17 protein-coding genes are annotated in these 17,953 nt (G+C 54.2%); 6 read left to right on the top strand and 11 right to left on the bottom strand.

Annotation, left to right across the window (positions count from 1 at the left end):
• Positions 1-12: 12 nt before the first annotated feature.
• Both recQ and pldA read right to left on the bottom strand, forming a co-directional pair.
• Positions 13-1,842, bottom strand: coding sequence for an ATP-dependent DNA helicase RecQ (recQ, locus tag OGV94_RS01180; protein ID WP_286522397.1), 1,830 nt, complete (start codon positions 1,840-1,842; stop codon positions 13-15).
• Between the two features lie 88 nt (positions 1,843-1,930).
• On the bottom strand, positions 1,931-2,800 hold the full coding sequence (pldA, locus tag OGV94_RS01175) for a phospholipase A (protein WP_043018991.1): 870 nt from the start codon (positions 2,798-2,800) through the stop codon (positions 1,931-1,933).
• Positions 2,801-3,089: 289 nt separating this feature from the next.
• On the opposite strand from pldA, the gene yigI reads away from it, so the two are divergent.
• On the top strand, positions 3,090-3,557 hold the full coding sequence (gene yigI / locus OGV94_RS01170) for an acyl-CoA thioesterase YigI (RefSeq protein ID WP_003017917.1): 468 nt from the start codon (positions 3,090-3,092) through the stop codon (positions 3,555-3,557).
• 51 nt (positions 3,558-3,608) lie between these two features.
• A complete protein-coding gene (rarD, locus tag OGV94_RS01165) occupies positions 3,609-4,502 on the top strand; it encodes an EamA family transporter RarD (RefSeq protein WP_286522393.1) in 894 nt (297 codons plus the stop codon).
• A 73-nt stretch (positions 4,503-4,575) separates the two neighbouring features.
• Here the strand turns inward: rarD and corA are convergent, their stop codons facing one another.
• The 8 genes from corA to lptM form a co-directional block, all read right to left on the bottom strand.
• Positions 4,576-5,526, bottom strand: coding sequence for a magnesium/cobalt transporter CorA (corA, locus tag OGV94_RS01160; RefSeq protein WP_003017920.1), 951 nt, complete (start codon positions 5,524-5,526; stop codon positions 4,576-4,578).
• A gap of 154 nt (positions 5,527-5,680) precedes the next feature.
• The gene (gene ysgD / locus OGV94_RS01155; protein WP_212723238.1) at positions 5,681-5,737 is read right to left on the bottom strand and encodes a YsgD/CorL family protein; all 57 of its coding nucleotides are present in this window, start codon (positions 5,735-5,737) and stop codon (positions 5,681-5,683) included.
• Between the two features lie 202 nt (positions 5,738-5,939).
• Positions 5,940-8,102, bottom strand: coding sequence for a DNA helicase II (gene uvrD / locus OGV94_RS01150; RefSeq protein WP_003828957.1), 2,163 nt, complete (start codon positions 8,100-8,102; stop codon positions 5,940-5,942).
• An 88-nt stretch (positions 8,103-8,190) separates the two neighbouring features.
• Positions 8,191-8,907 carry a 5-amino-6-(5-phospho-D-ribitylamino)uracil phosphatase YigB gene (gene yigB, locus OGV94_RS01145; protein WP_043018989.1) on the bottom strand — a complete coding sequence of 239 codons (717 nt, stop codon included), beginning with the start codon at positions 8,905-8,907 and terminating at the stop codon, positions 8,191-8,193.
• The gene (gene xerC / locus OGV94_RS01140) at positions 8,907-9,809 is read right to left on the bottom strand and encodes a tyrosine recombinase XerC (protein ID WP_032945700.1); all 903 of its coding nucleotides are present in this window, start codon (positions 9,807-9,809) and stop codon (positions 8,907-8,909) included. Before xerC ends, yigB begins: the two co-directional genes overlap by 1 nt.
• A complete protein-coding gene (locus tag OGV94_RS01135) occupies positions 9,806-10,513 on the bottom strand; it encodes a DUF484 domain-containing protein (protein WP_043018988.1) in 708 nt (235 codons plus the stop codon). The genes xerC and OGV94_RS01135 overlap by 4 nt, the downstream gene beginning before the upstream one ends.
• A complete protein-coding gene (gene dapF, locus OGV94_RS01130; RefSeq protein ID WP_003017933.1) occupies positions 10,510-11,334 on the bottom strand; it encodes a diaminopimelate epimerase in 825 nt (274 codons plus the stop codon). Before dapF ends, OGV94_RS01135 begins: the two co-directional genes overlap by 4 nt.
• 48 nt (positions 11,335-11,382) lie before the next feature.
• On the bottom strand, positions 11,383-11,586 hold the full coding sequence (gene lptM / locus OGV94_RS01125; RefSeq protein ID WP_003017937.1) for an LPS translocon maturation chaperone LptM: 204 nt from the start codon (positions 11,584-11,586) through the stop codon (positions 11,383-11,385).
• A gap of 138 nt (positions 11,587-11,724) precedes the next feature.
• On the opposite strand from lptM, the gene cyaY reads away from it, so the two are divergent.
• The gene (gene cyaY / locus OGV94_RS01120; protein ID WP_003828967.1) at positions 11,725-12,045 is read left to right on the top strand and encodes an iron donor protein CyaY; all 321 of its coding nucleotides are present in this window, start codon (positions 11,725-11,727) and stop codon (positions 12,043-12,045) included.
• Between the two features lie 75 nt (positions 12,046-12,120).
• Here the strand turns inward: cyaY and cyaA are convergent, their stop codons facing one another.
• Complete coding sequence (gene cyaA / locus OGV94_RS01115; RefSeq protein WP_043018987.1) at positions 12,121-14,667, bottom strand: class I adenylate cyclase; 2,547 nt, start codon at positions 14,665-14,667, stop codon at positions 12,121-12,123.
• A gap of 395 nt (positions 14,668-15,062) precedes the next feature.
• Between cyaA and hemC the strand changes: the two genes are divergently transcribed.
• From hemC to hemX, 3 genes are read left to right on the top strand one after another with little or no spacing between them, the layout of a single operon-like run.
• Positions 15,063-16,004 (top strand): hydroxymethylbilane synthase, encoded by a 942-nt coding sequence (gene hemC, locus OGV94_RS01110; RefSeq protein WP_043018986.1) that lies wholly within the window; start codon positions 15,063-15,065, stop codon positions 16,002-16,004.
• Positions 16,001-16,741, top strand: a complete 741-nt coding sequence (gene hemD, locus OGV94_RS01105; RefSeq protein WP_047407603.1) for a uroporphyrinogen-III synthase — start codon at positions 16,001-16,003, stop codon at positions 16,739-16,741. Before hemC ends, hemD begins: the two co-directional genes overlap by 4 nt.
• A gap of 21 nt (positions 16,742-16,762) precedes the next feature.
• A complete protein-coding gene (gene hemX, locus OGV94_RS01100) occupies positions 16,763-17,953 on the top strand; it encodes a uroporphyrinogen-III C-methyltransferase (protein WP_043018984.1) in 1,191 nt (396 codons plus the stop codon).

Here is a 17,953-nt window from a genome sequence, read left to right as displayed (position 1 = left end):
TTGCCTCGCTGACTACTCTTCGTCGTCACCATCAACGTGCGCGCGAATAAGTGCCATAAACTCTTTGCCAAAACGCTCAAGTTTACGCATTCCCACGCCGTTGACGCTCAGCATTTCGCTCGGCGAAACCGGCATCTGCTCGGCCATTTCAATCAACGTGGCGTCGTTAAAGACGACATACGGCGGGATATTCTCTTCATCGGCAATGGCTTTACGCAGCTTACGCAATTTGGCGAACAGTTTGCGGTCATAGTTGCCACCGAAGGATTTCTGCATCGCACGCGGTTTCAGCGCCACAATACGCGGTACCGCAAGCTGTAGCGCAACGTCACCACGCAGCACAGGACGCGCGGCTTCAGTTAGCTGTAACGCGGAGTGATGGGCAATATTCTGCGTCACCAGACCAAGATGAATAAGCTGGCGAATAACGCTAACCCAATGTTCATGGCTTAGCTCACGGCCAATGCCATAGACCGGCAGCTTGTCATGGGCCAGTTCGCGAATACGCTGGTTATTCGCTCCGCGCAGAACCTCCACGACGTAACCCATACCAAAGCGTTGATTCACACGGTAGATAGTCGACAGCGCTTTGCGCGCATCCATAAGTCCGTCGTACTGTTTTGGCGGATCGAGGCAGATGTCGCAGTTACCACAGGGCTCCTGCCGCCCTTCGCCAAAATAGTTCAGCAGCACCAGACGACGACAGGTTTGCGCCTCGGCAAATGCCCCCATCGCATTGAGCTTGTGCCGTTCGATATCCAGCAGCTGTCCTGCGGGTTTTTCTTCAAGGCAACGGCGCAGCCATGCCATATCCGCCGGATCGTAAAACAGCATCGCTTCCGCCGGCAGGCCGTCACGTCCGGCACGGCCTGTTTCCTGGTAATAGGATTCGATATTGCGCGGAATATCGAAATGCACCACGAAGCGTACGTTAGGTTTGTTGATTCCCATACCGAACGCCACGGTCGCTACCACGATTTGCAGGTCATCGCGCTGGAATTTCTCCTGCACTTCAGCGCGTACGGCGTTTTCCAGCCCGGCATGATAAGCCCCGGCGCTGATACCCCGGCTTTGCAAACGCGCGGCGGTATCTTCAACTTTGGCGCGGCTGTTGCAGTAGATAATTCCAGACTTACCGCGCTGCTCTTGCACGTAGCGCATCAGCTGATCGAGCGGCTTAAATTTCTCCATCAGCATGTAGCGAATATTCGGGCGGTCAAAGCTGCTGATCTGAATTAACGGATCGTTGAGCCCCAGCAGACGCACAATATCCAGCCGGGTGGTTTCATCCGCCGTTGCGGTCAGCGCCACAAACGGCAGGCTCGGGAAACGCTGGCGCAACTGTCCCAGCGCGGCGTATTCCGGGCGGAAATCATGCCCCCACTGCGAGATACAGTGCGCTTCATCAACGGCCAGCAATACCGGATTCCAGTGCGCCAGATTTTCAAGGAAGTTATCCAGCATCAGACGTTCTGGCGCAATGTACAACAAGCGAATCTGCCCGCTGCGACAACCTGCCATGACCTCAAGCTGCTGCTCACGACTTTGGGTGGAGTTCAGACATGCAGCCGCCACGCCGTTGGCCAGCAGTTGATCGACCTGATCTTTCATCAGGGAAATCAGCGGAGAAACAACAACGGTGAGCCCGTTAAGCAATAATGCGGGAATTTGATAGCACAGGGATTTACCGCCACCGGTCGGCATAACGACCAGGCAGTCGCGACCAGAGATCACGGTATCAATGATTTCTTCCTGACCGGGGCGAAACTGTTGGTAGCCAAAGGTTTCCTGCAAAACCTGTTTAGCGCCCATTTCCAGATTCAACACTTCCGCCTGCGCCACATTAACCCCATTAGCCTGAAATAAAAACAGGCGCTATTTTCAGCGCCTGAGAGAGAAACTGCAATGATTAAAATACTCTCAATATCTGTCAGAAGATATCGTTGAGCATCACACCCACGCCAACACGAGTCTGATTGAAGTTGTAGTCAATCAGCGATTCGCCGTAACCGCTGTACACCTGGGTGTAAAGACGCACATGTTTCGTAATAGGATAGCTGGCACCAAGCTCTGCGCCGCCATAGCCGGTATTCCAGTTGTACTGGCCTTTCACACTGATGACCGCGTCACCCAGGTGATAGCCCATTTTCAACTGATAGTAGCCCATATATTTGGTGATATCAGGGTTATCGTCGGTGCTGCCAATAACGTACCACGGCTTAACTTCCACCAGCCAGTTACCATTTTCAGCCATCAGTCGGGTGTAAAGACGGTTCCAGCTACGCGAAGTAGGATCGGAACGGCCGTTGGAGTCATGGTTATAACCCATTTCGATATCACGGAGCGTCCAACCGGCAAAGCGATAGTCGGTGGCAAAACCAAGGAACAATTGCGGTTCATAGTTGGTCTCGCGAAACGGTGAGGACTCTTCACTGTTCGAAAGCTGCCACCATGACTTTTGGGTATAAGAGCCGCCGAGTACCGAATTCGGCCCTAATATCCCACGCCAGAGCGGAAACGCCAGGCTTAGCTGAAACTTAACCTCATCTTTGCGCGCATTTTCGGACCAGCTATAGCTGCTGATCGCCTCTTTGTTCATGTCGCTGGTATTGGTGTAGATGAGATAGTTGGTGTCATAAGGGTAAAGCGTGAAAGGGTTGTCATGTTCCTGCAGCATGTTAGCGATAATACTGCCGCGAACCGCCGGTGCATCATGAATCTCTTTCACTGTCGCTTCCTGCGCATACGTGGTCAACGGCAGCATGACTGCTGGTAGTAACCATCCCAGAATCGCCCGCATCGGTAATGTTCTCCTGAACCAAAATATTGATGAATTGTATAATTATCTGGCAAGCATTCTATACCCTAAATAATTCAAATTGCAGGAAGGCGGCAAGTCTGTAAACCCCAGGAGCTTACTAAAGTAAGTGACTGGGGTGAGCAGACGCTGCCAACGCACATGCAACTTGAAGTATGACGGGTATACATACTTAGCGATTTCCTCGTTAGTCATCCCGTCCTAAAGTAGAAAACAACAAGTAATAAGCATAATATCAACATTTCATTAACCATTGAGGTGTAGGGATCGTATGTCTGCCGTACTTACTGCTGAGGAAGCGCTGAAGTTAGTGGGTGAAATGTTTGTCTATCATATGCCGTTTAATCGGGCGCTGGGACTGGAGCTTGAACGCTATGAGAAAGAATTTGCTCAATTAGCCTTTAATAACCAACCGATGATGGTCGGCAATTGGGCGCAAAGCATTCTGCATGGCGGCGTGATCGCCTCGGCGCTGGACGTCGCTGCTGGGCTGGTGTGCGTTGGGAGTACGCTGACCCGCCATGAAACGATCAGCGAGGATGAGCTGCGTCAGCGGATGTCACGTATGGGAACAATCGATTTACGCGTTGATTACCTGCGTCCGGGAAGAGGGAATCGCTTTACCGCCACCAGTAGCCTGCTGCGGGCGGGTAATAAAGTCGCCGTTGCGCGCGTGGAATTGCATAACGAAGAACAACTTTATATTGCCAGCGCAACCGCCACTTATATGGTGGGGTAAGTGTCCAAAAAAAGGTAAACTGCTGTTACATTTCTGCAATGAGTTTTCCCGATGGATGCTAAACAAACGCGGCAGGGCGTGTTACTCGCTCTTGCTGCTTATTTTATTTGGGGTATCGCTCCTGCCTACTTCAAGCTGATTTACTATGTCCCGGCAGATGAGATCCTGACGCACCGCGTCATCTGGTCGTTTTTCTTTATGGTGGTACTGATGAGCATCAGTCGCCAGTGGTCGGGCGTCAAAACGCTACTACAAACGCCAAAGAAGATTTTCCTGCTGGCGCTCTCTGCCGTGCTCATCGGCGGAAACTGGCTGCTGTTCATTTGGGCGGTCAATAATCACCATATGCTGGAAGCCAGCCTGGGTTATTTTATCAACCCGCTGGTGAATATTGTGCTGGGAATGTTATTCCTCGGCGAGCGCTTTCGTCGCATGCAGTGGCTGGCGGTACTGTTAGCCGCCTGCGGTGTACTGGTGCAGCTGTGGACCTTTGGATCGCTGCCAATAATCGCGCTGGGACTCGCGTTCAGCTTTGCCTTCTATGGCCTGGTGCGCAAGAAGATTGCCGTCGAAGCACAAACTGGCATGCTGATCGAAACCCTGTGGCTTTTACCCGTTGCGGCCATCTATCTGTTTGGCATTGCGGACAGCTCAACCAGCCATATGGGGCAAAATCCCATGTCGCTTAACCTGCTGCTGATTGCTGCGGGCGTCGTGACCACCATTCCGCTGCTGTGCTTTACCGGCGCGGCAACCCGTCTGCGTCTTTCAACGCTGGGTTTCTTCCAGTATATCGGACCTACGTTGATGTTCCTGCTGGCAGTCACCTTTTACGGTGAAGTTCCGGGAGCGGATAAAATGGTCACGTTTGCGTTTATCTGGGTAGCGCTGGCGATTTTCGTGACGGATGCGATTTATACGCAACGACGGGTTCGTCGAAGCTAGAAGATTGCCGGATGGCGCTTCGCTTATCCGGCCTACAAAAGCACATCTCCGTAGGTCGGATAAGTCACAGCCATTACAGCCAGTTCTTGCGCTTAAAGTACAGATACGGCGCCAGACCCGCGAGCATCATAAAGACAATCGCCCCTGGATAACCGAAGCTCCAGTGCAGTTCAGGCATGAATTCAAAGTTCATCCCGTAGCTGGAAGCCACCAGCGTCGGCGGCAGGAACACCACAGAGACCACCGAGAAGATCTTGATGATGCGGTTCTGCTCGATATTGATAAAGCCCATCGCCGCTTGCATCAGGAAGTTAACCTTCTGGAACAGCGATTCATTGTGCGGCAGCAGGGATTCGATATCGCGCAGGATCTCACGCGCCTGCTCCAGCTGACTGCCCGGCAAACGCGCTTTACGCACCAGGAAGTTTAGCGCGCGCTGGGTATCCATCAGACACAGACGAACCTTCCAGCCGATATCTTCCAGTTCCGCCAGCGTCGACAGCGCTTCGTCATATTCATCGCCCTGACGCCCTTCCATGATCACACGGCTGAGTTTTTCCAGGTCGCTGTAGATGTTTTCGATCTCATCCGCCAACTGTTCAATTTTGGTTTCGAACAGGTCAAGCAGCAGCTCGTAGGCGTTGCCATCCACCATCGCCTGATTACGCGCACGCATGCGGTACAGGCGGAAAGCCGGCAGTTCGCGCTCGCGCAGGGTAAACAGGCGGCCTTCGCGAATGGTAAATGCGACGGTTGAGTTACCCGCGTGATCGTCGGCATCTTCATAAAAGAAGAAGGAGTGAATGTGCAGACCGTCTTCGTCTTCAAAAAAACGTGCGGATGCTTCGATGTCTTCCAGTTCAGGGCGCGTAGCCAGATTCTGGCCCAAGTCCTTTTGCACACGGTTTCGTTCTTCGTCATCCGGCTCGACTAAATCGACCCAAACCGAACTGGCCAGGTGCTCGATCTCGTCTGCCTCAAGGCGAGTTAAACGATTGTTTTCCAGTTGAAATGCGCTCAGCATGACCGGGACTCCCAATGCAAAAAATTATCGGACAGTTCGGAGGGCACACAGAAACAAATTGGGTTTCAGACCATTAAACAGCCTGACTCAGCGCGACGGGAAAAAACAGAAGGTCGCTGACAACCGCGAAGGCTATCAGCAAAAAGGGATAGCCTTAGGAGTTGATCCTGGATGACAGGATAATGAGCCAGTATCTACTGGGTGTGTCCAAGGCGAATGTCCTCTTAGCGTAATCGTGCGCGCATGTTACGCCAGCAAAATTTTGACGTCAACACGCAACGGATGGCGAAAAAGTAATAATTTCCCCTTATACAGAAAGGTTAGCAGAGGGGAATTATTTATCTATGATTTCAGAATATTAACCGACAGGTTGCCGGATGTCGGCTTGGCCTTATCCGGCAAAGCCGAACCGATTAAACCGTTTCCAGTCTGGCGTAGGCCGCTACCAGCCATTTGATCCCCTGCCCCTGGAACGCGACCTGCAAACGACTGTGCTCGCCGCTTCCTTCCAGGTTGACGATGGTGCCCTCGCCAAATTTAGCATGGCGCACGCGCTGACCGAGCTTGTAGCCGGTATCGTTTTCCGCCATTGGCGTGCCCATCCGCTGATGGCTCACCGGACGGCTGACCGTGGCGCGCAGGCGAACCTCTTCAACGCACGCTTCCGGCAGTTCGCCGATAAAGCGCGACGGACGATGGTAAACCTCTTTGCCGTACAGACGACGCGTTTCGGCGTAGGTCAGCGTCAGCTTTTGCATCGCGCGGGTCACGCCAACGTAAGCCAGGCGGCGCTCTTCTTCGAGGCGACCACCTTCGTCCAGCGACATCTGGCTGGGGAACATGCCTTCTTCCATCCCCACGATAAACACCTGCGGGAATTCCAGACCTTTCGCCGAGTGCAGCGTCATCAGCTGAACCGCGTCCTGCCAGGTATCCGCTTGCCCTTCGCCTGCTTCCAGCGCGGCGTGAGACAGAAACGCCTGCAGCGGCATTAAGTCTTCGTCTTCTTCGTTGTAGCTGAACTGGCGCGTTGCCGTCACCAATTCGTCTAAGTTTTCGATACGCGTCTGGCCCTTCTCGCCTTTTTCCTGCTCGTACATCATGCGCAGGCCGGAGTCTTTAATCACCCGGTCAGTCTGCACGTGCAGCGGCATATCCGCGGTCTCCTGGGCCAGTGCGTCAATCAGCTCCATAAAGCGCTGTAAGGCGCTGGCAGCACGACCCGCGAGAGCTTTTTCCTGCAACAGCTCACGACAGGCCTGCCACAGCGTTAGCTGACGGTCACGGGAGGTCTGACGCACCACATCTAAAGTACGATCGCCAATCCCGCGGGTTGGCGTATTCACCACGCGTTCAAACGCGGCGTCGTCATTGCGATTAGCGATCAGGCGCAGGTAAGAGAGCGCATCTTTGATTTCCTGGCGTTCGAAGAAGCGCATCCCGCCATAGATCCGATACGGCATGCTGGCTTGTAACAGCGCCTCTTCCAGTACGCGCGACTGGGCGTTGCTGCGATACAGAATGGCGCATTGTTCCAGCGCACCGCCGTTGTCCTGCCAGGTTTTGATACGGTTGACCACAAAGCGCGCTTCATCGAGTTCGTTGAACGCGCAGTAAAGCGAGATCGGTTCGCCATCAACGCCATCGGTCCACAGCTTTTTACCCAGACGCCCATTATTGTTTTCAATCAGGGCGTTAGCCGCGCTGAGGATATTGTTGGTCGAACGGTAGTTCTGCTCCAGACGAATGGTTTCTGCGCCCGGGAAATCCGTGAGGAAGCGCTGGATGTTTTCCACCTGCGCTCCGCGCCAGCCGTAGATCGACTGATCGTCATCACCCACGATCATCACTTTGCCGGTATCGCCCGCCAGCAGGCGGATCCACGCGTACTGAATGTTGTTGGTATCCTGGAATTCGTCCACCAGGATATTGGTAAAGCGTTCGCGGTAGTGCTGCAGGATATGCGGCTTGTTAAGCCACAGTTCATGAGCGCGCAGCAGCAGCTCGGCGAAATCCACCAGCCCCGCGCGGTCACACGCTTCCTGGTAAGCCTGATACACTTTCTGCCAGGTTTGCTCAACCGGGTTACCGTAGCTTTGCAGATGATGCGGACGCAGCCCTTCGTCTTTCTGGCTATTGATGAACCACATCGCCTGACGCGGCGGCCACTGCTTCTCATCAAGGTTCATCGCCTTGATCAGACGCTTAAGCAAACGCAGTTGGTCTTCGCTGTCGAGGATCTGGAAATCCTGCGGCAAGTTTGCATCCATATGGTGCGCGCGCAGCAGACGGTGCGCCAGACCGTGGAATGTACCCACCCACATACCGCCCTGGCTGGTTCCCATGATCTGACCAATACGGTGGCGCATTTCCGCCGCCGCTTTGTTGGTAAAAGTCACCGCCATAATGGAGTACGGCGAGTTGTTCTCAACCGTCAGTAACCAGGCGATACGGTGCACCAGCACGCGCGTTTTACCACTCCCCGCGCCTGCCAGAACCAGCATGTTGCTGCGTGGCGCGGCCACCGCTTCACGCTGTTTATCATTAAGGCTGTCGAGCAGGTAAGAAACGTCCATTGGCACCGCCGCGTAAAAGTAGGTAAGGCGGAAAAGCGTAGCGCCATCCGCCAAAAAGCTGGGTATATATACAGAGTTCTGCTGGTGATTATATCAGCGAGGTCAGAGATGCCAACTGTGAAATTTCGATATGCGGCAGCAAACGGCTGTCTGCGGTTTGCATCAGGTCGGCATTTTCCGGTTTGATCCAGCAGGCCTGCATACCGCAACGGATGGCTCCCGCCACGTCAGTCGTCAGGTCGTCGCCCACGTGCAGGATCTCCCCTACGGGCATTTTCAGTTTTTCCGCCGCCAGCGCGTACATGTCGCTGAACGGCTTTGAGCGCCCGTCGGGACCGGCGCGCAGCACAAACTCAAAATAATCGCCCAGGCCAAACAGTTCCGGCTGCGCATTACCGTTGGTGATCGCCACCAGCGGCCATTTGCGGGCCAGCGCCTTCAACGTATCATGCGTTGACTGCGGGACATCAATACGGCTACGCCATTTGGCAAAATTCATCATCGCCGCATTCGCCCCCATTTTGGCTTCTGCCTCTGACAACCCCGCCTCCAGCATAGCGCGCTCTACGGCACGGTGACGCCATTGGGTAACATCGTGGTAGATTTCCGGCTCGGCGTCGCGAACGGCCTGACGTAGGCGCTGTAGGTCGCTATTTTGCAGCGAATTCAACGCCGGATGGTAATTCTGTACAAACGCGAGCGCTTCCTGCTCGGTGCGAGTGATAACGGGACGGTTATCGTAAAGGGTGTCATCAAGGTCAAAGGTGAGCGCAGATATGCGCCCCAAAGGCCGGTAAAAACGCATTATTTCCCCCGTTTGGCGCGCGGATGCGCCGCATCGTACACTGAAGCCAGGTGTTGAAAATCAAGATGGGTATAGATTTGAGTCGTGGAGAGATTGGCATGACCCAATAACTCCTGCACTCCGCGCAGATCGCCGCTCGACTCCAGCATATGCGTCGCAAAGGAGTGGCGTAATTTGTGGGGATGTACGTGGCTGTTCAGCCCCTGCTTGATACCCCATTCCGCAAAGCGTTTCTGCACGTTGCGCGCCGAGATACGTTTGCCCAGTTTTGACAAAAATAGCGCATCGTCATCGCTGCCAAATAGCCCGCGCAGATCCAGCCAATGCTCAATCCACGCCACCGCATTGCGGCCAATTGGCAGACGCCGCTCTTTACTGCCTTTGCCCATCACCCACACTTCGCCGGTGTCGAGATCGAGATGTTTAATATCCAGCCCAACCAGTTCAGATAAACGCAGCCCCGCGCCGTACATTACTTCCAGCATTGCCCGATCACGCACGGCAAGAGGGTCGTTGAGATCGATATCCAGCAGACGATTAACGTCGTCGACATCGATATTTTTAGGCAGATGACGCGGTGCTTTCGGCGCGGAAACGCTTTTTGCCGGATTGGCTTTCAGTTCGCCCTGATTAACCAACCAGTCGAAGAAACTGCGCAACGCGGAGAGGCGCAGCGCCAGACTCGCTGGCCCCAGCCCTTTACGACGGCTGCGTACGGCAAAACTGCGTACCATCGCAGCGTCACATTGTTGCCAGCTTTGCAGACCGGTTTCTCCGGCTAACGCAATGATGGCATCAAGCTGACGCTGATAATTAAGCAATGTGATCGGGCTAAGCTGACGCTCAACGCCCAGATAGCGCAAAAAGCGCGCCACATCCTGAGAAAGGGGTGAATCGGTCATACGCGTTCAATCCAGCGCTCCAGCAGTTCCGGCAACATCAGCGAGATTTCCTGCAGTAATTGCGTACCTTGCCCCTGCTGGTAATGATTAACGTCACGGCTGCTGAACAGCATCACGCCCAGGGATCCATCTTGCCCGAGCATCGACATCGCCACCGAGCCTATCGCTTTCGCCTCCGGCATCATGACCAACAGTTCCGGACCATTGAGCGGCCCAAGATAATGCCGAGACTGGCCCAGACGCTGGATACGCAACGGTTCAAAGGCCTGGCGGCTTAATGCCAGATGGGTGAATTTTGATGGTGCGCCAAGTCGCCAGCGATCCGGGAACAGACGAACCGTCGCCCCGGCCAGGCCTAACTCACGCGCCCAGCGATGAAATCGCATCAGCATGTCGTCAAGACTGCTGGCCGACACCAGCCGTCCTTGCAGATTTAGCAGACGATAGAACAGGCTTTCATTGGCGTTGGCTTGTTCCATCAACAGCGCCATGTTCTCTTCCAGCACGTTAATATGATTACGCGCCCGCGCCATATGCCATTCTACTAAAGAAATCGTGCCCCGCACCGGGTGCGGAACACGCATCGCTTCAACGGCCTGGGCATTACGGATAAAAAACTCAGGATTACGTTGCAGGTAATCGACGACCGCCCGGTCGTCCAGCTCCATGAGCGTTTCCTGTAGTTCTTCCCCTGGTTGCTTCATAAGTGAATAAATCCGTCGTAGACATGTGCCGCCGGGCCAGTCATATACAGCGGATGACCCGGACCTTTCCAGGCGATATCAAGTCGACCGCCCGGCAATTCCACCCTTACTTCTTCTGCCAGCAGCCCCTGCTGGATACCGACCGCAACGGCGGCGCACGCACCGCTGCCGCAGGCCTGCGTTTCACCCGCGCCGCGCTCATAGACGCGCAGCCGGATATGCTCGCGTTTTACCACCTGCATAAACCCGATGTTAGCGCGTTCAGGGAAGCGTTCGTGGCTTTCCAGAACCGGTCCCAGGGTTTCTACCGTGGCCGTATCTACATCATCAACCTGAATCACGCAGTGCGGATTCCCCATTGAAACCACGCCGCACAATACTGTCTGTTCAGCCGCGCGCATAATATAGGTCTTCTCTGCTTTGTTGGCGCGAAACGGAACCTGCGAGGGTTCAAAGTTGGGTTCACCCATATTCACCCGCACCAGCTCGTCGTCGGTTACGGTTAATACCATACGACCATTCGCGGTACTGACGCGGATATCACGCTTATTGGTCAGCCCTTTCAGGCGAACAAAGCGGGCAAAACAACGGGCGCCATTGCCACACTGTGACACTTCACTGCCGTCAGCATTAAAAATACGGTAGTGGAAATCCAGCTCCGGATCGTACGGAGGTTCAACCACCAGCAGTTGATCAAATCCAACGCCGAGATGCCTGTCGGCCAGGCGGCGAATCAGCTCTGGTGAGAAAAAAACATTCTGCGTTACCGCGTCGACGACCATAAAATCGTTGCCAAGGCCATGCATTTTAGAGAATTGCATCATTCACTCCGTTCACGCGGGTACAGAAATGTAACTCTATTCCTGCCGTCAGTAATTCACCTGAGAAGGTCCGTCGCTAATCCCACGATCGTTTTTCTCAGGCGTGGTGGATTGCGATTGCGGCTGAACGCTCTTGGTCGGAGGCGGCGCGGTTTTATCTGCTGGCGGAAAATAGAGCGGGCCTTTTAGCCCACAGCCCGTCAGGCTGAACAGAGTAAAAATGACAGCGAGTGGCTTTAACACGTTTTTCATTATCGGTTGCCTGTAAAGTTCATGCTTTCTGTTTTCTATCATCGCAGGAGAAGGCGTAAAAGCAAGAGTTAGCCTGTAATCTGCAACGCGTTTTGTTTCAGGTTATACTGCCGTCATCACGAAAAACAGGATAAGAAAATGAACGACAGTGAATTTCATCGCCTTGCTGACACCCTGTGGATGACCATTGAAGAGCGTCTGGACGACTGGGATGGCGACAGCGATATCGATTGTGAAATCAACGGCGGCGTGCTGACCATCAGCTTCGAAAACGGCAGCAAAATTATTATTAACCGTCAGGAGCCGCTGCACCAGGTGTGGCTGGCGACCAAACAGGGCGGCTACCACTTTGACCTGAAAGGCGACGAGTGGATCTGCGACCGTAGCGGCGAAACGTTCTGGGATCTGCTGGAACAGGCGGCAACGCAGCAGGCGGGTGAAGAGGTAAGTTTCCGTTAAGTTTTAGTGCCGGATGCGCTTCGCTTATCCGGCCTACTTTGGCCCGGTAAGCGTCGCGCATCCGGGCAAGTTAACTCACGAGAAATACTGCTGTAACAGCGGCGTTTCGCTGTCCTGACTGACTGGCGGAACGGCGCTAATTGGCTGGGTACGGAACGGGATTACCTGCGCGCGCCCGTCTGTTTTCACAATCTGATAGAACTGCGGCAAGTTAAAGTTGATGAAGCTGGAGCCGTAGGTAAAGCGATCGTGCGATGATGAGTAGAAACGGCTGACATCGCGTACCAGTTCCTCTTTGCTACCTTCGCAGTGGTGGTACACCTCGGCCCGATTACTCTCGTCCAGAATGTAGATATTAAAGCCCTGCTCATCACCCGTTTCTTCGAAAAAGAACTGAATAATCCCTTCGCTGGCAAAACCGTCTACCACCGACGGCAGTTTCACATGGTTAGTCTCAACCTGAACGGAAAGCCCGTGCAGTTTGTTATGTGAAATCGCGCCATAGAATTCAATCGCGTTTTCCAGCTTCTGTACCGAAACGTTCAGGCGCTCGAAGAACAGTCCCCACGTCTGCCCGGAAACGCGCAGCGCTTTGAAGCGTCCGGTTTCCTGACGAGTGCTGGAGAGGCGTAATTCGATACACTCAGACACCAGTTGCTGCACACGGGTGCGAATTAAACCGCGCAGATGCTGGCTATAGCAGAAGACCTCAACGCTATCCGGCGGCGCGGCATCCTGGTGCATTTTGCCCAGAATCGTTTTTAACGCTTCAATCATCGCCTGCTCGCCGTTGAAGTGCAGGGTACGCACTTCATTCCACGAGTTGCGGTACAGCAGGTCGACGCTACCCACCAGGCAATTTTGTTCTTCGCCAAAGCTGAAGACGTCCAGCTTACGGAAATCAAAATGCACCACCTGATTGCGAAACGCCGCCGTCGGGTCATATTCAAGGTTAACGATAATCGCCAGATGGCGAATTTCGCATGGGCTATAGAGCGCTTTCGGCGTTGGCGCGGGCAGTCGCAACGGGAAGTGGTGCGACACGTCGGCGACCATTTCCTGCAACTTCGGCAAATCAACAATGCCGTTACCCTTAATAAACAAATGCGTACGCGAGGTCAGCAGGCCGTTGAACCAGGCCCACGCCACCAGCTTATTGAGATAGCGGTTATATTCCAGCGGCTGATGGCTGATGATCGAGTCCATGTTAGGCGCGCGGTTATAGAGATACCAACCCGAACGGTTGGCACGACCCGGCGGCACATGGATAAAGGTCAGATTCGGTTCCGAGAGATCCGGAGATATCTGTGGGTTCACCAGCGTAACTTTACCCGGCAACGCTTCAAAGGCGGCATACAGCTTACGGGTCAGCACGCCGATATCCTGCGGACTGGCGCTGACGCTGAGGTTATTGCGCCGCGCAAAGCGGATCAGATTACGATAGCTCTGCATCATCGCATCGAGCAGTTCGTTATGCGCTTCGCGTACCTGGTCAATCTTCCAGTTAGCGCGGTTATCCAGCATAGTCAGACGCGCGTCATCCCAGCCCCACTCATTCACTAACTGACTTAATACTTCACGACGCCAACCCACGCAGGCGCGCTCGCGGCTCAGTTTCTCACACACTTTTAAGTAGAAACATCGACGCACTAAATCCAGTCGCGTCGGGTCTTCGATTGCCGTGAGGTACTCGGTAACGCGCTCCAGCATCATGCAGTAAGGGTCGAGACCAAAAGAGACGATCTCGCCATCGTGCAGGCGCTGTTTTATATCTTTCGCCAACAGGCGCGGATTGGGGTATTCCCAGGAATAGGCTTCCAGCAGCAGCGTTTTCAGCACCGCTTTGTACGGGGAGTCGATACTCTTGTATAGCTGCCACAGGCTGGCACCAAAGTATTCTTCGGCGGAGAGCGAACTGAGTCCGCCGAGATCCAGCCATTCATTTGGCGTTAACACCCCCTGAGCGTAGAGCGTCATGACGTAATCGTCGTAATGCTCTTCTTCATCTCCCGGCACCATATTCCACAGAATACGTTTACCCGCGAGGCGCACAGCGGTGCGATAGAATTCATCAAGCAACAGGATATGTTGCGTCGAGCCACAGTCTTCGCCACCGAGACTGCCGCTTTCATTGTGACGGAAACGGTTTTCATCAATCAGGAAGAAGCTGACTTCCACGCCCAGCGAGGCGGCCCAGCTTTCGAGCAGGCTACATTTACGCTGCAGCAACTGGCGCTCTTCGCTATCCAGCCAGGATTGATGGCAGACCCAGATATCAAGGTCAGAGGAACAGCTTTGCCCTACCGAAGAGGTGCTGCCCATTGAGTAAACGCCGGTGATCGGCAGCTCGCCTTTGGGAGGATCCTGCGGCGACATACCGCGGTACAGTTCCAGTTCGTTCAGGTAGTGGCGTTGGGTTTCATCAGGCGTGTAAAGACATATGCCTTTGGGAACGTTACCATCGAGGTAACCCGGCATCAGCGGATGGTGGTAGTGCAATAATGTCGGCAGCAGACTGTATACCTGCTGGAAGGCAGGTCCCATGGCAGCAAGCGCGCGATCCACACGCAGTTGATTTATGGCATCCAGTCTCTGTTTCAGAGTCTCAATATAGAGGTACAAGACGTATCGCCTGATGTTGCTACCCGTCATGTTGGCGATTGCTGCGGCGCAAGCGCGCACAATAATCGTCATCAATTCGGATAAACCGTATGTCAAAAATAACCGTTACCTGTTTTTCGGCCATATTTTTTTATGCTGTACAGCCGAAAAAATGGTCTAAAACGTGATCAATTTAACACCTTGCTCATTGACCGTAAAGAAAGATGCGCTACATACAAGTGTAGCACCGTTCGTTACGTGTAAATTCCTTCATACGGTCGGGAGGTTTCTCGTCATTATTCACTGCCAGTGATGATGCAGCGCCTTTTTCCTCTCACTTACGTTTGAGCGTAACGCTGACATCCCTTTGATAAGGATGTTAGGATGGTCAATGATTGATAATGACGGTAACAAGCATGTTAGACAATGTTTTGAGAATTGCCACACGCCAAAGCCCCCTTGCGCTCTGGCAGGCACATTATGTCAAAGACGCCTTAATGGCAAACCACCCCGGTCTGATCGTGGAACTGGTTCCTATGGTAACCCGTGGCGATGTGATCCTTGATACCCCGCTGGCGAAGGTTGGAGGGAAAGGGTTGTTTGTTAAAGAGCTGGAAGTCGCACTGCTGGAAAAACGCGCCGATATCGCCGTGCATTCCATGAAGGATGTGCCGGTTGAATTCCCTGACGGCCTTGGACTGGTGACCATTTGCGAGCGAGAGGATCCGCGTGATGCTTTCGTCTCAAATAAGTACAACACGCTGGATGAACTCCCCGCGGGCAGCATCGTCGGGACATCCAGTTTGCGTCGCCAGTGCCAGTTGGCAAAGCGACGCCCGGATCTCGTCATCCGTTCGCTGCGCGGCAACGTAGGCACCCGTCTCGGCAAACTGGATAACGGCGATTATGACGCTATTATTCTGGCGGTCGCCGGACTAAAACGTTTAGGTCTTGAGTCGCGAGTCCGTACCGCTCTGCCGCCGGAAGTCTCCCTGCCCGCTGTCGGGCAAGGCGCAGTAGGCATAGAATGCCGACTGGATGATATGCGCACTCAGGCGCTGTTAGCGCCGCTCAATCATGAAGAGACCGCCCTACGCGTTAAAGCCGAACGCGCGATGAACACCCGCCTGGAAGGGGGCTGTCAGGTCCCGATCGGCAGTTATGCGGAACTCATCGACGGTGAGATTTGGCTGCGGGCGCTGGTCGGCGCGCCTGACGGTTCGCAGATGGTATGCGGAGAGCGTCGCGGTGCGGCGCAGACTGCTGAACAAATGGGCATCTCTCTGGCTGAAGAGCTACTGGAGAACGGTGCGCGCGCCATTCTGGCTGAAGTTTACAACGGAGAAGCCCCCGCATGAGTATTCTGGTCACCCGCCCGTCTCCCGCAGGGGAAGAGTTAGTGAGCCGTCTGCGCGCACTGGGGCAGGTGGCCTGGAGTTTTCCGCTCATCGAGTTTTCACCGGGTCGGGAACTGGCAACGCTTGCTTCCCGACTGTCAGCGCTGACGGAGAACGATCTGGTCTTCGCCCTTTCGCAGCATGCCGTTACCTTTGCAGATGCTGAGCTTCAGCAGCAGAGGAAAAGCTGGCCCTCACTTCCGGGTTATTTTGCCATTGGCCGCACAACGGCGCTGGCGCTGCACACCGTTAGCGGTTTCAATATTCACTACCCTCTGGATCGGGAAATTAGCGAAGTCTTGCTACAATTACCTGAATTACAAAATATTGCGGGAAAACGCGCGCTTATATTACGCGGCAACGGTGGCCGTGAGCTGATAGGTGAAACCCTGACAGCACGCGGAGCTGATGTCTATTTTTGTGAATGTTATCAACGCAGTGCAAAATATTACGATGGTGCAGAAGAAGCGATGCGCTGGCAATCTCGTGGCGTGACCACGGTGGTTGTTACCAGTGGAGAGATGCTACAACAGCTCTGGTCGCTCATTCCGCAGTGGTATCGTGAGCACTGGTTACTACGCTGTCGGCTGCTGGTCGTCAGTGAGCGTCTGGCGCACCTCGCCCGGGAACTGGGCTGGCAAGATATTAAGGTCGCTGATAACGCCGACAACGATGCGCTACTACGCGCATTACAATAACTCTCATAATGGGATGCCATAATGACGGAACAAGAAAAATCCTCCGCCGTGGTTGAAGAGACCAGGGAGGCCGTGGAAACCACGTCACAGCCAGTCAATACTGAAAAAAAGAGTAAGAGCAGCACGGCGCTGATTCTGAGCGCTGTGGCGATTGCTATTGCTCTGGCAGCAGGCGTTGGGCTTTATGGCTGGGGGAAACAGCAGGCAACAACGCAGACGGCAACCAGCGATGCGCTGGCGAACCAGCTGACGGCGCTGCAAAAAGCGCAAGAGAGTCAAAAAGCTGAGCTGGAAGGCATCATTAAACAGCAGGCAACGCAGCTGGATGAAGCCACACGCCAGCAGGCCGCGCTGGTCAAACAGCTTGACGAAGTCCAGCAAAAGGTCGCCACTATCTCCGGCAGCGATGCCGGGACATGGCTACTGGCGCAGGCTGATTTTCTGGTGAAACTGGCCGGTCGCAAATTATGGAGCGATCAGGACGTTACTACCGCCGCAGCGCTGCTGAAAAGCGCTGACGCCAGCCTTGCGGATATGAACGATCCGAGCCTGATCGCCGCCCGTCGCGCGATTACCGACGATATCGCGAGCCTCTCCGCGGTGACTCAGGTCGACTATGACGGCATTATCCTGAAAGTGAATCAGCTATCTAACCAGATCGATAACCTGCGTCTGGCCGACAACGACACCGACGATTCGCCGATGGATTCCGACAGCAGCGAGCTTTCCAGCTCGATCAGCGAATGGCGCGTCAATCTGCAAAAAAGCTGGCAGAACTTTATGGACAGCTTTATCACCGTTCGCCGTCGTGATGAAACCGCCGTCCCGCTGCTGGCACCAAACCAGGACGTGTACTTACGGGAAAACATCCGTTCCCGCTTGTTAGTAGCCGCCCAGGCCGTGCCACGTCATCAGGAAGAAACATATCGCCAGGCGCTGGAAAACGTCTCCACCTGGGTGCGCGCCTACTACGACACTGACGATGCAGCAACGAAAGCTTTCCTGGAAGAAGTAGACCAGCTGAGCCAACAAAGCATCAGCATGGACGTACCGGATACGCTGCAAAGCCAGGCTCTTCTCGACAAGTTAATGCAGACCCGCGTACGTAATTTACTGGCACAACCCGCCACAGCACCTGCACCTGCACCTGCACCTGCACCTGCACCTGCACCTGCAGCAGACGCTCCGGCAACTGCGCCGCAAGGAGAATAA

It is taken from the genome of Citrobacter sp. Ce006, from assembly GCF_030336535.1.
Classification (GTDB): domain Bacteria; phylum Pseudomonadota; class Gammaproteobacteria; order Enterobacterales; family Enterobacteriaceae; genus Citrobacter; species Citrobacter europaeus.
This window is presented reverse-complemented; position numbering and strand designations above follow the sequence as displayed.

Coding starts and splice junctions, on each gene's coding strand:
- rarD (WP_286522393.1), top strand. CDS start 3,609: ATGGATGCTAAACAAACGCGGCAGGGCGTGTTACTCGCTCTTGCTGCT.
- hemX (WP_043018984.1), top strand. CDS start 16,763: ATGACGGAACAAGAAAAATCCTCCGCCGTGGTTGAAGAGACCAGGGAG.
- lptM (WP_003017937.1), bottom strand. CDS start 11,586: ATGAAAAACGTGTTAAAGCCACTCGCTGTCATTTTTACTCTGTTCAGC.
- OGV94_RS01135 (WP_043018988.1), bottom strand. CDS start 10,513: ATGAAGCAACCAGGGGAAGAACTACAGGAAACGCTCATGGAGCTGGAC.
- corA (WP_003017920.1), bottom strand. CDS start 5,526: ATGCTGAGCGCATTTCAACTGGAAAACAATCGTTTAACTCGCCTTGAG.
- hemD (WP_047407603.1), top strand. CDS start 16,001: ATGAGTATTCTGGTCACCCGCCCGTCTCCCGCAGGGGAAGAGTTAGTG.
- yigB (WP_043018989.1), bottom strand. CDS start 8,907: ATGCGTTTTTACCGGCCTTTGGGGCGCATATCTGCGCTCACCTTTGAC.
- cyaY (WP_003828967.1), top strand. CDS start 11,725: ATGAACGACAGTGAATTTCATCGCCTTGCTGACACCCTGTGGATGACC.
- hemC (WP_043018986.1), top strand. CDS start 15,063: ATGTTAGACAATGTTTTGAGAATTGCCACACGCCAAAGCCCCCTTGCG.
- pldA (WP_043018991.1), bottom strand. CDS start 2,800: ATGCGGGCGATTCTGGGATGGTTACTACCAGCAGTCATGCTGCCGTTG.
- uvrD (WP_003828957.1), bottom strand. CDS start 8,102: ATGGACGTTTCTTACCTGCTCGACAGCCTTAATGATAAACAGCGTGAA.
- xerC (WP_032945700.1), bottom strand. CDS start 9,809: ATGACCGATTCACCCCTTTCTCAGGATGTGGCGCGCTTTTTGCGCTAT.
- dapF (WP_003017933.1), bottom strand. CDS start 11,334: ATGCAATTCTCTAAAATGCATGGCCTTGGCAACGATTTTATGGTCGTC.
- yigI (WP_003017917.1), top strand. CDS start 3,090: ATGTCTGCCGTACTTACTGCTGAGGAAGCGCTGAAGTTAGTGGGTGAA.